This is a genomic window from Halorubrum sp. B53 (genome assembly GCF_059752395.1).
Genome location: NZ_MWTH01000005.1, coordinates 52,731 through 68,527, shown reverse-complemented (window position 1 = coordinate 68,527; position 15,797 = coordinate 52,731). Strand labels below are relative to the sequence as shown.

The 15,797-nt window shown below is 70.4% G+C and carries 16 protein-coding genes; 9 read left to right on the top strand and 7 right to left on the bottom strand.

What is annotated here, in order from left to right:
- Positions 1-142: 142 nt before the first annotated feature.
- From B4V06_RS03810 to B4V06_RS03780, 7 genes are all read left to right on the top strand, one after another.
- Positions 143-964, top strand: coding sequence for a DUF6517 family protein (locus tag B4V06_RS03810; protein WP_123113531.1), 822 nt, complete (start codon positions 143-145; stop codon positions 962-964).
- 93 nt (positions 965-1,057) lie between these two features.
- A complete protein-coding gene (gene hisA, locus B4V06_RS03805; RefSeq protein ID WP_498167563.1) occupies positions 1,058-1,798 on the top strand; it encodes a 1-(5-phosphoribosyl)-5-[(5-phosphoribosylamino)methylideneamino]imidazole-4-carboxamide isomerase in 741 nt (246 codons plus the stop codon).
- A 563-nt stretch (positions 1,799-2,361) separates the two neighbouring features.
- Positions 2,362-2,958 (top strand): imidazoleglycerol-phosphate dehydratase HisB, encoded by a 597-nt coding sequence (gene hisB / locus B4V06_RS03800; protein WP_498167561.1) that lies wholly within the window; start codon positions 2,362-2,364, stop codon positions 2,956-2,958.
- Between the two features lie 81 nt (positions 2,959-3,039).
- Complete coding sequence (locus B4V06_RS03795) at positions 3,040-5,532, top strand: ATP-dependent DNA helicase (protein WP_498167559.1); 2,493 nt, start codon at positions 3,040-3,042, stop codon at positions 5,530-5,532.
- A complete protein-coding gene (cgi121, locus tag B4V06_RS03790; RefSeq protein WP_123113535.1) occupies positions 5,529-6,125 on the top strand; it encodes a KEOPS complex subunit Cgi121 in 597 nt (198 codons plus the stop codon). Before B4V06_RS03795 ends, cgi121 begins: the two co-directional genes overlap by 4 nt.
- A gap of 472 nt (positions 6,126-6,597) precedes the next feature.
- Positions 6,598-7,206, top strand: coding sequence for an IMP cyclohydrolase (locus B4V06_RS03785; RefSeq protein ID WP_498167556.1), 609 nt, complete (start codon positions 6,598-6,600; stop codon positions 7,204-7,206).
- 78 nt (positions 7,207-7,284) lie between these two features.
- Complete coding sequence (locus B4V06_RS03780; protein ID WP_498167553.1) at positions 7,285-9,417, top strand: S9 family peptidase; 2,133 nt, start codon at positions 7,285-7,287, stop codon at positions 9,415-9,417.
- Here B4V06_RS03780 and B4V06_RS03775 read toward each other — a convergent pair.
- The 4 genes from B4V06_RS03775 to B4V06_RS03760 all read right to left on the bottom strand — a co-directional run bounded on the left by B4V06_RS03775 (position 9,414) and on the right by B4V06_RS03760 (position 11,172).
- The gene (locus tag B4V06_RS03775; protein WP_123113538.1) at positions 9,414-9,797 is read right to left on the bottom strand and encodes a helix-turn-helix domain-containing protein; all 384 of its coding nucleotides are present in this window, start codon (positions 9,795-9,797) and stop codon (positions 9,414-9,416) included. The two genes, B4V06_RS03780 and B4V06_RS03775, sit on opposite strands and share 4 nt — an antisense overlap.
- Positions 9,798-9,868: 71 nt before the next feature.
- Positions 9,869-10,111, bottom strand: a complete 243-nt coding sequence (locus B4V06_RS03770; RefSeq protein WP_123113539.1) for a DUF8001 family protein — start codon at positions 10,109-10,111, stop codon at positions 9,869-9,871.
- Positions 10,112-10,161: 50 nt separating this feature from the next.
- On the bottom strand, positions 10,162-10,848 hold the full coding sequence (locus B4V06_RS03765; RefSeq protein ID WP_123113540.1) for a DUF5828 family protein: 687 nt from the start codon (positions 10,846-10,848) through the stop codon (positions 10,162-10,164).
- A gap of 90 nt (positions 10,849-10,938) precedes the next feature.
- The gene (locus B4V06_RS03760) at positions 10,939-11,172 is read right to left on the bottom strand and encodes a DUF8007 family protein (RefSeq protein WP_123113541.1); all 234 of its coding nucleotides are present in this window, start codon (positions 11,170-11,172) and stop codon (positions 10,939-10,941) included.
- A gap of 180 nt (positions 11,173-11,352) precedes the next feature.
- On the opposite strand from B4V06_RS03760, the gene B4V06_RS03755 reads away from it, so the two are divergent.
- Both B4V06_RS03755 and B4V06_RS03750 read left to right on the top strand, forming a co-directional pair.
- Positions 11,353-11,733, top strand: coding sequence for a cupin domain-containing protein (locus B4V06_RS03755; protein WP_123113542.1), 381 nt, complete (start codon positions 11,353-11,355; stop codon positions 11,731-11,733).
- The gene (locus B4V06_RS03750; RefSeq protein WP_123113543.1) at positions 11,726-12,355 is read left to right on the top strand and encodes a DUF8052 family protein; all 630 of its coding nucleotides are present in this window, start codon (positions 11,726-11,728) and stop codon (positions 12,353-12,355) included. The genes B4V06_RS03755 and B4V06_RS03750 overlap by 8 nt, the downstream gene beginning before the upstream one ends.
- A gap of 57 nt (positions 12,356-12,412) precedes the next feature.
- Here B4V06_RS03750 and B4V06_RS03745 read toward each other — a convergent pair whose 3' ends face one another.
- The 3 genes from B4V06_RS03745 to B4V06_RS03735 form a co-directional block, all read right to left on the bottom strand.
- Entirely contained in the window at positions 12,413-14,266 is a 1,854-nt protein-coding gene (locus tag B4V06_RS03745; protein ID WP_498167549.1) for a carbon starvation CstA family protein, read from the bottom strand.
- Positions 14,267-14,448: 182 nt separating this feature from the next.
- Positions 14,449-15,426, bottom strand: a complete 978-nt coding sequence (locus tag B4V06_RS03740) for an ArsA family ATPase (RefSeq protein WP_498167547.1) — start codon at positions 15,424-15,426, stop codon at positions 14,449-14,451.
- Entirely contained in the window at positions 15,426-15,722 is a 297-nt protein-coding gene (locus B4V06_RS03735; protein ID WP_123113546.1) for a DUF7990 family protein, read from the bottom strand. The genes B4V06_RS03740 and B4V06_RS03735 overlap by 1 nt, the downstream gene beginning before the upstream one ends.
- Between the last annotated feature and the right edge of the window lie 75 nt (positions 15,723-15,797).

The following is a 15,797-nucleotide window of genomic DNA, read 5'->3' as shown; positions in this document are numbered from 1 at the left end:
TCGGTTGTCACACTGGGTGGTTATAAGCGATCCGTGTCGGTGGCGGTCTCCGGTCCGTCGGTCTTCCGCCGTCCGACACCGGCGATATCGGTCCCGATAGCCGCGGCGACACCGATTTACCGCGGGGCGCGCTCCGTGTGGTATGAACGGACTGTCGACGGAGGACGCGGCCGGAACGACGCGCCGACGGCTGCTCGCCGCGGGCGCGAGCGCCGCGGCCGTCGGCCTCGCGGGCTGTCTCGGTACCCGCGACGGGCCGGTGCCGGAGCCGACCGTGACGAGCGAGCGGATCGACGACGGCTGGCGGCTCCTCGACGAGTCGGAGAGCACGGTCTTCGAGCAGGCGTACGGCCCGGTGACAGTGCGTGCGCTCGAACGCTCGCTGATTTACGAGTACGTCTCCGTCGCCGAGGCGCTCGACGAGACGTTCGGCGCGAGCGGGTCGCCGGTGGCCTTCTTCGCGACCCGGATCGATCTCCGCCCCGCCCTCGACGGGCTCCCGGCCGGGATCGGTCGAGATCGGCTGATGACGGAGGTGGAGACGGCCGCGGTCGACGCGTTCCGCGCGCAGCTCCGGAACGCCGGGATAGAGAACCTCGAGGAGGTCGACGAGGGGATCACGACCGTGACCGGCGGCCACACCGCGACGGCGTGGCGCTTCGAGGGCGAGTTCGCGCTCGACGGGGAGGTCCCGCTCCCGGACGGCTCGACGACCGCGGTCGACGAGACCGTGGGCGTCACCGCGCGGCTCGCCGTCTGGCACGACGGCACTGACGTGCTCATGGCCGGCGGGGCGTTCCCGTCGGAGGCGGTCACCGAGGTCATCGGCGACGCCCTCTCGGTCGCGGTCGACGGCGAGACGGTCGTCGAGTCGATCGCCGACGCGGAGACCGCCGAGGCGCTCGCCACCGACCCGGCCGCGTTCGACGAGGAGATATCCGCGCTGATCGTCTCGGTGGAGTGAGGCGTCCGGCGAGTCGACGCGGCGACTCGCGCGGCGCGGTCGCCGCCCCCGCGAATCGACCCGTTTAATCCCCGCCCGCGACTCCCGACGGGTATGAGCGGCGTTTCCGACTTCGAGGTGGTCCCGGCGGTCGACGTACAGGACGGCGAGGTCGTCCAGCTGGTCGGCGGCGAGCGGGGCACGGGCAAGCGGTACGGCGACCCCGTCGAGGCCGCCGAGCGCTGGATCGACGCGGGCGCGCGGACGCTCCACCTCGTCGACCTCGACGGCGCGTTCGAGGGCGAGCGCGTCAACGCCGACGCGATCGAGGCGGTGGTCCGGAGCGTCCCCGAGGAGATCGGGCTCCAGCTCGGCGGCGGCATCCGCACGGCCGAGGGTGCGCGCGACCTCCTCGATCTGGGGCTCGACCGCGTCATTCTGGGCACCGCGGCGGTCGAGACGCCCGAGATCGTCGCCGCAATCGACGAGACGCACCCCGGCAGCGTCGTCGTCAGCCTCGACGCGAAGGACGGCGAGGTCGTCGTGTCGGGCTGGACCGAGGGAACTGGGCTGGACCCCGCTGAGGCGGCGGTTCGGTACGAGGAACTGGGCGCGGGCGCGATCCTCTTCACCAACGTCGACGTCGAGGGGCAGCTGGAGGGGATCGATCGGGAGGCGGTCCAAGGCGTCGTCGAGGCCGTGGATATTCCGGTTATCGCGTCCGGCGGCGTGGCGAGCGTCGACGACGTGGTCGCGCTGAAGGAGGCCGGCGCGGCCGCTGTCGTCGTCGGCACCGCGCTGTACGAGGGCGAGTTCACGCTGCGAGAGGCGCAGAACGCGGCGGACGTGATTTAAATATCGCGACGTGGTGTCGGCGTCGTTCATTTATAAGCGGTCGTGATCGGGTCGGTGGTGAACACTGCCAAATCACCGACCGTTTGCCCGTAAACGGCTGACTGCGGATCGATGGCGAACACGTCCAAAGCCCCAGCCGCTCGGATATGCGTGGTTGACGGCGGATCGTCAGTGGATACCGCAAAAGCACCAGCCGCTCACTTATAAGCAAGTGACACCAAATCGGCGGAGAACAACTCCAAAGCCCCAGCCGCGACGACTCGCGCGGCTTGCTGTGCTCCTCGCTCGCGTTGCTCGCTGCGGTGCTTGCTGCGCCGGGCTTCGCCCTCGCGGCTGCCCCTTTGAGCCCCGCCCGACCGCACCGTCACCGCAGCCTCACGCCTCCCCAGCCTCGCCGCGGCTGCCTTTGGCAGCCGCGGGCTCCCTCGCACGCGCTCCTCGCGCCCTGCGGGCGCTCGGAGGCGCGCGCCACCGCAACATCCCTTTATACTGAACTCTCCTTTATACTGAACTCTCTCTCCCACACCCGCAACCGACTTACGAATCGGCCGCGACGGGCCGGTATGAGCGAGCACGACCGGACGGCCGCGGTCACCCGCGAGACGAGCGAGACGACGATCGAGCTCACCCTCGCGGTCGACGGCGACGGCGACAGCGAGGTCGACACGGGGATCGGCTTCTACGACCACATGCTGGCGTCGTTCGCCAAGCACGGCCTCTTCGATCTCACCGTCAGGTGCGACGGCGACACCGAGATCGACGACCACCACACCGTCGAGGACGTGGCGATCTGCCTCGGCGAGGCGTTCGACGAGGCGCTCGGCGACAAGCGCGGCATCCGGCGGTACGCCGACCGACGGGTCCCCCTCGACGAGGCGGTCGCGAGCGTCGTCGTCGACGTGGCCGGGCGCCCGTACTACGACTTCTCGGGCGAGTTCTCCCAGGAGTCGGTCGGCGAGTTCACCAGCGTCATGGCCGACCACTTCGCGCTGTCGTTAGCGCACAACGCCGACCTGACGCTCCACGCCGCGGTCGAGACGGGCGACAACGCGCACCACGAGGTGGAAGCCCTTTTTAAGGCGCTCGCGCGGGCGCTCGACGACGCGACGCGGCTCGACGAGCGCCGCAGCGACACGCCGAGCACGAAGGGCGAGCTGTAGTCGTCGCCGAGAGAGCAGGCGGGTCCCCCGCCACCGCCCCGTTCCGACGGTTTAAATCGGGTCGGGGCCCACCCTCCGGTAATGCAACCGAGTTCGCTCTCCGGGCTCCCCGCGGGCGTCGGCGAGGCGCTCGAAGCGGAGGGCGTCGCCGAGCTGTACCCGCCCCAAGCGGCCGCCGTCGAGGCCGGCGTCGTCGACGGCGACAGCCTCGTCGCCGCGGTCCCGACCGCCTCCGGGAAGACCCTGATCGCCGAGCTCGCCATGCTGTCGGCGATCGAGCGCGGCGGCAAGGCGCTGTACATCGTCCCGCTGCGCGCGCTCGCCAGCGAGAAGAAGACCGAGTTCGAGCGCTGGGAGGACCACGGCGTCACGGTCGGCGTCTCCACCGGCAACTACGAGTCCGACGGCGAGTGGCTGGCGACCCGAGACATCATCGTCGCCACCTCGGAGAAGGTCGACTCGCTGATCCGCAACGGCGCGCCGTGGATCGACGACCTCACCTGCGTCGTGAGCGACGAGGTCCACCTCGTCGACGACCCGAACCGCGGCCCCACCCTCGAGGTGACGCTCGCGAAGCTCCGGAAGGTGAACCCCGGACTCCAGACGGTCGCGCTCTCGGCGACCGTCGGCAACGCCGACATCATCGCCGACTGGCTCGACGCCGGGCTGGTCGAGTCCGACTGGCGCCCCATCGACCTCCGGATGGGCGTCCACTTCGGCAACGCGATCGACTTCGCCGACGGGAGCAAGCGGGAGGTGCCCGTCGAGCGCGGCGAGGACCAGACCGCCCGGCTCGTCGCCGACGCGCTCGACACCGAGGAGGACGGGCAGGGCGGCTCCTCGCTCGTCTTCGTCAACTCCCGGCGCAACGCCGAGTCGTCGGCCCGGAAGCTCACCGACGTCACCGGGGCGCGGCTCACCGACGACGAGCGCGACCGCCTCCGCGAGCTCGCCGAGGAGATCCGCGGCGTCTCCGACACGGACACCTCGGAGGACCTCGCCGACGCGGTCGCGCAGGGGTCGGCGTTCCACCACGCGGGGCTCGCGAGCGAGCACCGGTCGCTCGTCGAGGACGCGTTCCGCGACCGCCTCATCAAGTGCATCTCGGCGACGCCAACCCTCGCCGCCGGCGTCAACACCCCCGCGCGTCGGGTGATCGTCCGCGACTGGCGCCGCTACGACGGGGAGTTCGGCGGCATGAAACCCCTCGACGTGCTGGAGGTCCACCAGATGTGCGGGCGCGCCGGGCGGCCCGGGCTCGACCCCTACGGCGAGGCGGTCCTGCTCGCGAACGACGCGGACACGAAGGAGGAGCTGTTCGAGCGGTACCTCTGGGCCGACCCCGAGCCGGTCCGCTCGAAGCTCGCCGCCGAGCCCGCGCTCCGGACCCACGTGCTCGCCACCGTCGCCTCCGGCTTCGCCTCCACCCGCGACGGCCTCCTCTCCTTCCTCGACAACACCCTCTACGCGACCCAGACGGACGACGAGGGGCGGCTCGCAGCCGTCACCGACACAGTCCTCGACTACCTCGCCGTCAACGACTTCGTCGACCGCGACCGCGACGGCGGGAGCGAGAGCCTGACCGCGACCGGTATCGGCCACACCGTCTCGCGGCTCTACCTCGACCCGATGAGCGCCGCGGAGATGATCGACGGGCTCCGGTCGGTCGGGGGCGACACCGTCGGGGACGCCGACGCGGCGACGGGCGGGGGCGACACCGGCGAGTTCGTCATGACCGCCGACGACGACGGCGACGAGCCAGGGTTCGGGACGTACACGCGGGCCGGCGAGGACGGCGAGGAGAGCGAGGGTCCAAACTCCGAGGGCGACGCCGACGCCGCGAGCGATTCCGACGGCGGCGGAGACGCCGCCGCTCCCGAGGTCACCCCGCTCGGCCTCTACCACCTCGTCAGCCGCACCCCCAACATGTACGAGCTCTACCTGAAGTCCGGGGACCGCGAGGAGTACACCGAGCTCTGCTACGAGCGCGAGGGCGAGTTCCTCGGCGACGTGCCCTCCGAGTACGAGGACGTGCGCTTCGAGGACTGGCTCGCGTCGCTGAAGACGGCGCGCCTCCTGGAGGACTGGGCGAACGAGGTCGACGAGGACCGCATCACGGAGCGGTACGGCGTCGGCCCCGGCGACATCCGCGGGAAAGTCGACACGGCGGAGTGGCTGCTGCGCGCGGCCGAGACCCTCGCACGCGACGTGGAGGGCGTCGACGGCGACGTCGTCGTCGCGGTCCGCGAGGCCCGCAAGCGGATCGAGTACGGCGTCCGCGAGGAGCTGCTCGACCTGGCCGGCGTCCGCAACGTCGGTCGGAAGCGCGCCCGCCGGCTGTACGAGGCCGGCGTCGAGACCCGCGCGGACCTCCGCGAGGCCGACAAGGCAGTCGTGCTCGGCGCGCTCCGCGGCCGGGAGCGCACCGCCGAGCGCATCCTCGAGCACGCCGGCCGCGAGGACCCGTCGATGGACGACGTGCGGCCGGACAAGTCGGCGTCGGCCGCGGCGACCGCCGGCTCCGCGAGCGACGAGAGCGGCGACGGGCAGGCGAGCCTGGGTGATTTCGAGTGAGCGGCGAGGACGCTCTCGGCACCGGCGGAAGCGACGACGCCCTCCCAGACCCCCCGACCCCGCCCCACCGACTCGTGCGCGGAACGGTCGCGATCGACGACCTCGACGGCTTCCTCTCCCGGCTCGACGAGATCGGCGCCGAGACCGGCGCGGTCGTGCAGGCGTTCGACGCCGACCTCGTCGTCTCCGACGCGCACCTCCGCGAGGCGACCCGCCTCGCCGCGCGGGCGGTCGCCCGCGGCGAGGCCGTCGCGCGCGACCCGGGCGTCGAGATCATGCTGTACGCGGCCGGCCGACGGCAGATCGACCGCGCGCTGGCGCTGGGCGTCTCCGAGGGCGAACAGCGCGCGGCCGTGCTCGTCGCCGACTTCGGCGGCGTCCCCGGCGCGGACCGCCCCGCCGCGGACCTCGACGCGGCCGCCGCGGCGGTCGAAGAGCTGACGACCGAGGCGGACGGCGCGGGCGACGGCGACTTCGACGCCGAGCGCGTCAGGGAGTTCTACGGCGTCTCCGACCGCGAGCTCGCGGCGACGGCCGGCGACCTGACCGACGTCGTCCGCGAGCGGGTCGCGCTGCTCGACGTCGAGAAGTGAGCGGGATGGCGGGCGAACGGTTCCCATACCCCTTGGTTTCTACTGGAAACCGCAGTACGTGAGCGGTTTTTGATTCCAAGTGAAAGAAGACGTCGAGGCGAACGAGGCGATCCACGCGAAACGAACCCCCGCAGATGAACCGAAGCGGGGCGCCAGTTCGGGGTCGGAGACAGGCGAACCGCGAGAATAGTCCATCCTGGATTCGAACCAGGGTCGTTGCCCCCAGAAGGCAACAGGATTGGCCACTACCCCAATGGACTGTGCGCAACCATCGATAGCCAGTGCGTGTTTGTAAGCGTTGCGCGTCGCCGGCCCTCTGTCACGCGTTCACAGAGAGCGGCGGATCGGGACGGCGAGGCGGAGTCGCGGGCCCCGCCGCCGCTGCGAACACAGGGCTCGACCGGCACCGAGTCTGATCGACGAACGTGCGTATATCGATGCGTTTTACTCGCCCGAATAACCACGAAGCTGTATGTACGTCGGACGATTCGTCGTCGTCGCCCCCGGAATCGGCGCCTACCGCGTCTCCTCCCGCTCGTTCCCGAACCGACGCGTGCTCGACCGCGACGGGACCCTCACGGTCGGACCGACGCCGGACGCGCCCGAGACGGACAACCCGTACGTCTCGTACAACTGCGCGCGGCGGGTCCGGACGCCGGCGGACGAGCCGCTGGCGGTCGTCGGCAACGGCTCGCACGTCGACCCGATCGCGGAGAAGCTCGAGCTGGGGTACCCGGCGCGCGACGCGCTGGCGACGCCGCTGCTCGCGCTCGACTTCGAGAAGGACGACTACGACACGCCGCGGATCGCCGGCGTCGTGGGCGCGGAGACGGCGACGATCGGCGTCGTCCGCCGCGACGCGCTCCTCGTCGAGGCCGTCGACGAGCCGACGATCGTCGCCACCTACGAGACCGACAGCCCCGAGCCGTACGCCCTCGCGGCGGCCGACGCCGAGACGCCCGACGCGGCGGCGGCCGCGACGGAGGTCCTCGGCGCCGACTTCGAGCACCCCGTCTGCGCCGCGGGCGCGACCGTCGACGACGACGGCGTGACGCTGGCGTTCGACAACGGCGACGAGTAGGGGAGACGGCGTCGGCGTCGCCACCGACCCCTTTTCCGGCTCCCGACGCCTTTTGCCCGCGGCGGTCGACCCGACTCCATGGAGCGCGTCACCGCGGCCGACTACCACGACATCGCGACGCCCGCCGACCCGCGGATCTCGCCCGACGGGGACCGGGTCGCCTTCCTGCGACGCCAGCCGACCGACGACGAGGAGTACGAGGCGACGGTGTACCTCGCCGACGTCGCGGGCGGCGACCCCCGCCGGCTCACTCTGGCCGAGGGCTCCGACGCGGAGCCGCGCTGGAGCCCGTCCGGCGACCGGATCGCGTTCACGTCGACGCGGGGTGCCGACGACGACCGCCAGCAGCTGTGGGTGCTCCCGGTCGACGGCGGCGAGGCCCGGCGGGTCACCGACGTCGTCGGCGGCGTCTCGGAGATCGCGTGGTCGCCCGACGGGGAGCGGATCGCCTTCGTCCAGTCGGTGACCGCCGAGGACCGCGAGGAAGACCGCGATCTGTCGGTGCCGGCGGAGTACGAGCCCGACGAGCACCCCGACCCGCGCGTGATCGACCGCACCGTCTACCGCTCCGACCAGCAGTTCTTCGACGGCCGGCGGTCGGGCGTGTACGTCGTCGACGCGGACGCGGCGGTCGGCGGCGCGACCGCGACGGACCCCGCCGAGGGCGTCGAACGGGTGACCGACCGCGACGCCGACTTCGCCGCGCCGGACTGGGGGGACGCCGACACGCTCTATTTCGCCGAGGAGGTCGGCGACGACCCCGACGACTCCGCGGAGATCGCGATCCGCGCGCACGACGTCGAGTCGGGCGAGACCGAGCACGTCCACACGACGACCGGCTGGGGCGCCGCGATCGCGGCGACCGCCGACGGGCGGGTCGCGTTCACCCACGCCGAGCCGGAGCAGGTGTCGATGCAGCCGGTCGACCTCCGCGTCGTCGACCGCGAGACGGGCGCGGTGACCGACCTCACGGGCGAGATCGACCGCGGGCTCGGCTACGAGGCCGCGCCGCAGTGGGGCCCGGACGACGCGACGCTGTACTTCGCGACCCCCGACGAGGGGAAGACGGCGCTGTGGCGCGTTCCGGCCGACGGGGGCGCGGCGCCCGAGCGCTTCCTCCGGCCGGGGACCGTCTCCGGCGCGACCGTCGGCGGCGACGACGGCGCCGGGCCGGGCGAGGTGACCGTCGCGTTCGCCGCCAGCGAGCCGGACCACCCGGGCGACGTCTTCGCGCACGACGCGTGGAGCGGCGAGACGACCCGTCTCACGGAGCTGAACGCCGACTTCCTCGCCGAGCGCGAGATTCCGGAGCCCGAGGAGATCCGGTTCGAGTCGGACGGGACGGAGATCCAGGGGTGGGTGCTGACGCCGCCGGAGTTCGACCCGGACGGCGAGGGGGGCGAGGAGGACGAGGAAGGCGAGGAGTTCCCCCTCGCGGTCGAGATCCACGGCGGCCCCCACGCGATGTGGTCGACCGCGGGGACGATGTGGCACGAGTTCCAGACGCTCGCGGCCCGCGGCTACGTCGTCTTCTGGTCGAACCCACGCGGCTCGACCGGCTACGGCGAGGCGTTCATGCAGGCGATCGAGCGCGACTGGGGCGACGTGACCCTCTCGGACGTGATGGCCGGCGTGGAGGCGGTCGCGGAGCGCCCGTACGTCGACGAGACGAACGCCTTCGTCACCGGCGGCTCCTTCGGCGGGTTCATGACCGCGTGGGCGGTGGGCCAGACCGACTACTTCCGCGCGGCCGTCTCCCAGCGCGGCGTCTACGACCTGACCGGCTTCTACGGGTCGACCGACGGGGCGTACAAGCTGCTGGAGGGCGACTTCGACACCGTCCCCTCCGAGGAGCCCGGGTGGCTCTGGGAGCAGTCCCCGACCGGCCACGCCGACGAGGTCGAGACGCCGACGCTGCTGGTCCACAGCGAGGACGACACCCGGACGCCGATCTGCACGGCGGAGCTGTACCACCGGATCCTCCGGAAGAACGGCGTCGACACGCGGTTCGTGCGCTACCCGCGCGAGGGCCACGAGCTCTCCCGCTCGGGCGAGCCCGGGCACGTCGTCGACCGCATCGAGCGGATCGTCCGCTGGTTCGACGGCTACTCCGAGCACCACGACGCGCCGCGGGCGCTCGACCGCCCCGACGAGGAGGGACTGAGCGCCGCGGAAGACGGAGACGAGGAGGGCGAGGCGGACGAGAGCTAACCGCTCTCTTGGTCGTCCGGGTCGAAGCCCTCGATCGCCGCGTGGACGCCCTCGACCCACTCGTCGAGCGCGTCGTGGAGGCGCTCTTTCGCCTCCGGGACCGGGATCGCGGTGTACTGGTAGACGTAGCCGCCCGAGTCGAGCAGGCGGCGGCGGCGCTCGACGAGTCCCTTGTCCCGCAGCGTCGACAGCGAGCGGTTCACGTTCGACCGGTCTCGGTCGAGGGTCTCGGCGAGCTCGGCGACGGTGCTCCCCGGGTGATCGAGTAGCGTCAGGTACGTGCGGCTCTCGTGGTCCCGAATCCCGAACACGCAGGAAAGCACGTGTTCGAACGAGGGGGAGACGTCGCCGACGAGGTCCTCGATCTCGGGGTCGCTCATGGGGGTCGTTCGACTGCGGCCGGGTTAAAAGCCGTCATCGCCGACGGGGGTCGGCGTCCGCGGACGAGCGGCTACTGCTCGGAGGCGGCGTACCCCATGCGGTCGATACAGCCGCGCATCTCCGCTTCGTCCGCGTGGCGGTGGAGGTTCGTCGGCGTGTCACAGTGGTACGTTTCCCCGTCGTAGCGGAGCACGACCTCGTGGCGCCCGCCGGCGACCTCGACGTCGACGAGGACCCGGCTCCCGTCGTTGAGCGCGTCGATGATCTCGTCGGACGACAGCTCGCCGGCCTCGATCCGGAGTACCTCGGTCATAGGTCCCCTTCGCGGGTCGTCGGATTAAAACCGTGCGTGTGTCGACGGGGCTACGTCATCGTCGAGTCCGGGCCGCCCTCCTCCTCGGGCGGTTCGACGCCCTCGGCGGCGGCGACGTCGTCGGTGCGCTTCTCGGTCTCGACGTGCCAGCGGTCGATCTCGGACTCGTACTCGGCGAGGATGTCGCTCACCTCCGCTTTCAGCTCGTCGTCGTTGACGTTCACCTCGAACTCGAACGTCTCGCCGTCCTCGCCGCGCCCGACCTCCTGGATGTTGGCGCTGACGAGCTCGTTGTCGAAGTAGTACGGCGCCATCTGGGTCATCACATTTTGGTAGACGGTGTCTTCCACCTTCCGGAGCGCCTTGCGGCTCGCCGAGTCGGCCGCGCGGGCGACGTGGCCGATCGACTCGCCCCACCGCTCCATGGCGCTCTCGGTGTCGTTCTCCTCCACCTTCTCGTAGGACTCGGTGAGCTTCTCGCCGGCCGTCTGGAGGTCGTCGCCCGGCGTCTTGCCGGCCTGTTCGCCCTCGCCCTCGCCGACGGACGCCTGCTCGGCGGTCTTCGCCGACACGTCCTCGTCGATGCGCTCGTGGGACTTCGGGCGCCAGTCGTCGAACTCGTAGAAGGCGTCGCCGTCGGCGCCCGTCTCGCGGAGCGCTAAGGCGATCCGCTCGCCGTGCTCGACGACGTCGCCCCAGTCCCCGCGCACCTTGAAGCCGGAGATGCTCTCTTCCATCGCGTGGGCCCCCGTAGGAAACGAACGCGTATAAGTCTCTCCGACGCGGCGCGAGCGTGCGCCGGTACCCCGGTCGATGAGCGCGACCGCCTACTTCCCGTACGAGAGCCGACGCCCGAGTTCGTCGACCCGGTCCTTGAGGTCGCTGAGGAACCCGGCGGGCGACACGCGCCGGATCGAGGACTCGTCGACCTCGATGCGCTCGCCGGCGAACGGGTCGTGCTCGGTGCGTTCGTCCGGGTCTTTGTCCCCGTTCACCGCGCCCACGACGGTCGACATGGAGCACCGTCCGCACGCCTCCGCTTGGATCTCGTCGTCGGACATATGTATCTCTACCGAACGATCGTGTTCGACGGCCTTAAATCCCCTCGTCGGCCCCGCTACGGGACGTTCTCTGTCGTCACCGTCGACCTCGGAACCGACCGACGCCGGCCCGATGGCGGTCCGCTGTCGGCCCGACGCCGGCCCGATGACCTTTTCAATCGCTCCGTGGAATGAGTTCACATGGGATACCGCGTCGTCGACACGGACTCGGTGGAGCCGAAGCCCGACCGCCCCTGTGAGTGCCGGAAGCTCGCCGGGCCGGGGGGGTTCGACTCCGCGGCGATCAACCGGTTCCGCGCCGATCCGGGCGAGCAGCTCCCGCTTGCGTACCACTACCACGAGACCCAACAGGAGGCGTTCTACGTCCTCGACGGGACGCTCTCGGTGGAGACGCCGGAGGGGATCTACGAGGTGCCCGCGGACGACCTGTTCGTCGTCGACCCCGAGAGCCCGCAGCGCGCGTACAACCCGGCCGACGCCGACGGCCCCGTGACCGTGCTGGCGATCGGCGCGCCGCCCGCCGCGGACGACGCGGTCGCCTACGATCCGGACGATGAGTGACGCGGCCGGCGGGGACGGCGACCGGCGCGCGCCCGAGGAGCTGCCGGCCGAGATCCGGGAGGCAGTCCCCGACTACGACGACGAGTACCTCGATCGCGTCTCCGACCGGCTGATGTACAGCTACGACCTCGACGCCGACGTCGTCGTCGACGGCGAGCGCTTCGAGCTGACCGCCGAGATGCGGATGCGCAACCAGAAGCAGTTCCTCCACCCCGCCCTGAGCTACGCGGACCACGACGTGATGGAGCACCTGTTCGCCCGGCGCGTCGCCGCCCCGACGGTCGGGGAACTGGAGCGGCTCGTCGAGTTCGCCCACGGCGTCGCCGACGAGCGCGTCGACGGGAACGAGCAGCACTACGGGACCGATATCACGGTCGTGCTCGTCGCAGACCGGATCCCTGAGGACGTCGCCGAGTTCGTCGACGGGTTCCGGGACCGGACGCTGCTGAAGCTGGGCTACTACGGCCACTACGAGGTGAACCTCGTCGTCGTCGCGCCCGACGAGGAGCGGCTCGTCGCCAGCGAGGCCGCGAGCAGCGCCGAGGCGCTCCGGCTGTGGGAGCCGGTCGAGAAGCCGGACGACGGGATCTTCTCGCGGTTCGCCAAGCGGTTCTGGCGATAGCTGGGGCGCGAAAGTGTACTTTTAAAAAAGAAACAGCACCGCGGAGCGGCGTCGCCGTCAGTCGTCGCTCGGCTCGGCCGCGGGCGCGTCGCTGCCGCGCACGGACCGGAGATTACCGACCCCGATCCGGACGAGGGACAGCGCGATGTAGATCAGCACGATCCCGAGGATCATCTGCGCCGCGGACGACAGCTGCGCGCCGAGCGTCCCGGCGCCGCCCTGAATGAGGTTGACGTAGAGGTTGTTGTACAGCGCGACCCACGTCAGCCCGAGGACGGTGATCGTCACCATCACCGCCATCGGGACGCCGGTGGAGACGAGCTGCTTGGACTCGTCCCAGTTGGCGAGCCACACGGTCGCCGTCAGCAGCGCGAGCGCCGCCAGCAGCTGGTTCGCGCCGCCGAACAGTCCCCAGAGCGTCTGCCACTGGCCCGAGATGACGAGCACGTACGCGATGCCGATCTGGATGACCGGATTCGTGTATCGACCGCGAGCGGCCGCTCCGATACCGCCGGAGAGCCCGGAGACGGTCATGCCGTCGTCCATGCCGACGATCTCCTCCATCATGTACCGACCCAGGCGCACGGCGGTGTCGGTGGAGGTGAGCAGGAAGCTCACCAGGACGAGCGCCATGAACACGCTCCCGATCGCCTGCGGGATCCCGAAGCTGGTGAGGATGATCCCGCCGCCGGTCGCGAAGTTCGGCAGCGCGCCGCCGATGCCGCCGGCGGCCGCGTCACCGGCGAAGCCGGCGACCGCGAGCGTCGACAGCGCGAGGGCGCCGAGCAGCCCCTCGCCGAGCATCCCGCCGTAGCCGATCAGGCGGGCGTCGCTCTCCTTGTTGAGCTGCTTCGAGGTTGTCCCCGAGGAGACGAGCGAGTGAAACCCGCTGATCGTCCCGCAGGCGATGGTGATGAAAAGCAACGGGAACAGCGGGAACAGGCCGGCCGCCTCGATCCCCCAGAAGCCCTCGAAGACGCCGATCGAGGAGTCGATCGTGAGCTCCTGGCTCGACGTGCCGAAGATCGTGCCGACGATGATCGCCAGCACGCCCCCGCCGACCCCCGCGTACAGCAGGAACGACGAGAGGTAGTCACGCGGCTGCAGGAGCACCCAGACGGGGAGGGCACTCGCGATGCCGGCGTACACCATCACGACCGGGATCCAGGCGGCGGTGTTGCCGCCGAGCGCCGCCGCGCCCGGGACCCAGCTGCCCGTGCTCCCGCTGAACAGGACGAACGTCCCCGCGGGGTGGCTCCCCTCGGCGAGCGCGAACAGCGCGAACGGGTACTGGATGCCGACCCAGACGCCGGCGAAGACGCCGGCGACGAACAGGATCGTCCCCGGGACGAACGGTCCGTTGAGCTGGTAGAGGTAGACGCCGAACGCGAGCGCGAGCGCCACGTACACGAAGCTCGCGGTCGTTACCTGCGGGAACGCGTTGAACACAATCCCCACGACCAGCGCGAACACGGCGACGACGAGGATGATAGTGAGGAACGCGAACCACAGCAGCAGGTTCTTCCCCCGTTCCCCGACGTACTGGCCCACGATGTACCCGATCGAGCGCCCCTCGTGACGGATCGAACTCGACAGCGAGATGAAGTCGTGGACCGCGCCCATCAGCGGGTTGCCGATCGCGATCCACAGCATCGCGGGGACCCATCCCCAGATGGCCCCCGCCGTGATCGGGCCGACGATCGGCGCGCCGCCCGCGATGCTCGAGAAGTGATGCCCCAGTAGTACCGGCTTCTTCGACGGTACGTACTCTTGGCCGTCCTCGTACTTGTGTGCCGGCGTCTCCCGCTCGTCGTCGAGTTCGACGAACCGCGAGAGGTACCGCGAATACCCCATGTATCCGACAGTGAACGTTCCGAGGACCGCGACCATTATCCATATTACGTTTGTCATGAGTTCCCCTGCCTCACGAAATCGGTTCGGAAAGAGCGTATTAAATATTGGCTTCGACCGTGATAGTTACGCGGGAGACCCGAGCGGATCCCCCGACTCGAAGCCGTACGGCGATTCGTTTCTCCGAAATGAACTTTGATTTCGCGACTCGAACGTCGGTTCTTACTCGCGCGCTCAGAGAACTACTCGCGCGCACCCACGGGGTGTCCTGTTTCGACGTCGAGCGCGGCCGCGACCTCCGCGAGCACGTCCCCGCGGACCTCGCTGGTCCGCGACTCGATCTCGGCGACCAGCGGCGGGTCGAACTCCTCGCGGACCTGATCGAGCCGCTCGCGCTCGGTCGCGACCTTGTCCCGGAGGTAACTGGCCCCGCGCCCCTCCTCGTCGTCGTCCGGCGTCGGGGTGAGCTTGTTCGCCACGAGCCCGCGGACCCGGAGGTCGCGCTCGGTGAACCCCTCGATCGCCCGACCCGTCTCGTTGACCGACAGCTGGTCGGGGTTCAACACGAGGAAGAAGGCGGCGTCGTTCCGCATCGTGTCGCCCGCGAACTCGAAGAACTCCTTGCGGCGCTGGAGCCGCTCTAAGACGGGGTCGCCGTCCATCAGCCGCCGCGGCTCCATGTCGCCGATCGCGGCCTTCTCGAACAGGTCGATCGACTGCTTGCGCTTGTACAGCAGGCGGTCGATCCAGTCGCCGAGGAACTCCGGGAGGCCGAGCAGCCGCAGCGTCGACCCGGTCGGCGCGGTGTCGAAGACGACGCGGTCGTACGGCTCGCTCTCCTCGCGCATCACGTCCACGAACGCGTCGAAGAGGGCGGACTCGTACGCGCCCGGCGTCCCGTGCGACATCTCCAGCTGGCGGTTGATCTCCGAGACCATCGCCGCCGACACCTGCTCGGAGAGCGCCTCGCGGATCTCCTGGAGGTGTCGCTGCATCTCGTCTTCGGGGTCGATCTCCATCGCGTCGAGCCCGTCGACCCCGTCGACCGGCTCGGGGTCGTCGCCGAACCCCTGATCGAACACGTCGGACACCGAGTGCGCCGGGTCGGTCGAGACGACGAGCGTCCGCAGTCCCGCGTCCGCGCAGCGGTGCGCGTAGGCGCACGAGACGGTCGTCTTACCGACGCCCCCTTTCCCGCCGAAGAAGACGAACTGCTCCATCAGAAGTGGTACTGCTGGCCCTTCCGTTCCATGAGGCTCTCGCGGTCCCACAGCCGCCGCTCCCACGCCTCGAACTCGTCTTCGAGGTAGGGGAGCAGCTCGGCGGTGTAGTACGAGACCGGCGAGGGGATGCCGAAAGCGTCGGGGAAGCACGCGAGCATGAACTCGTCTTCCACGTCCTCGGCCTCCTTCTCGATCTTCTCGTAGGCCGGGTGGGTGAACATCCCGTGGTACAGGCCGCGGAGCCACTCCTCGAGCGCGGCTCGGAACGCCTCGATCCGGTCTTCAACTGTCATTATCGGTCGTGACGGTCGGGGCGTGTTAAAAGCTGTCGCGGTCGGGCGTCCGGCGCTCGTCGGCGGTTCGCGTCG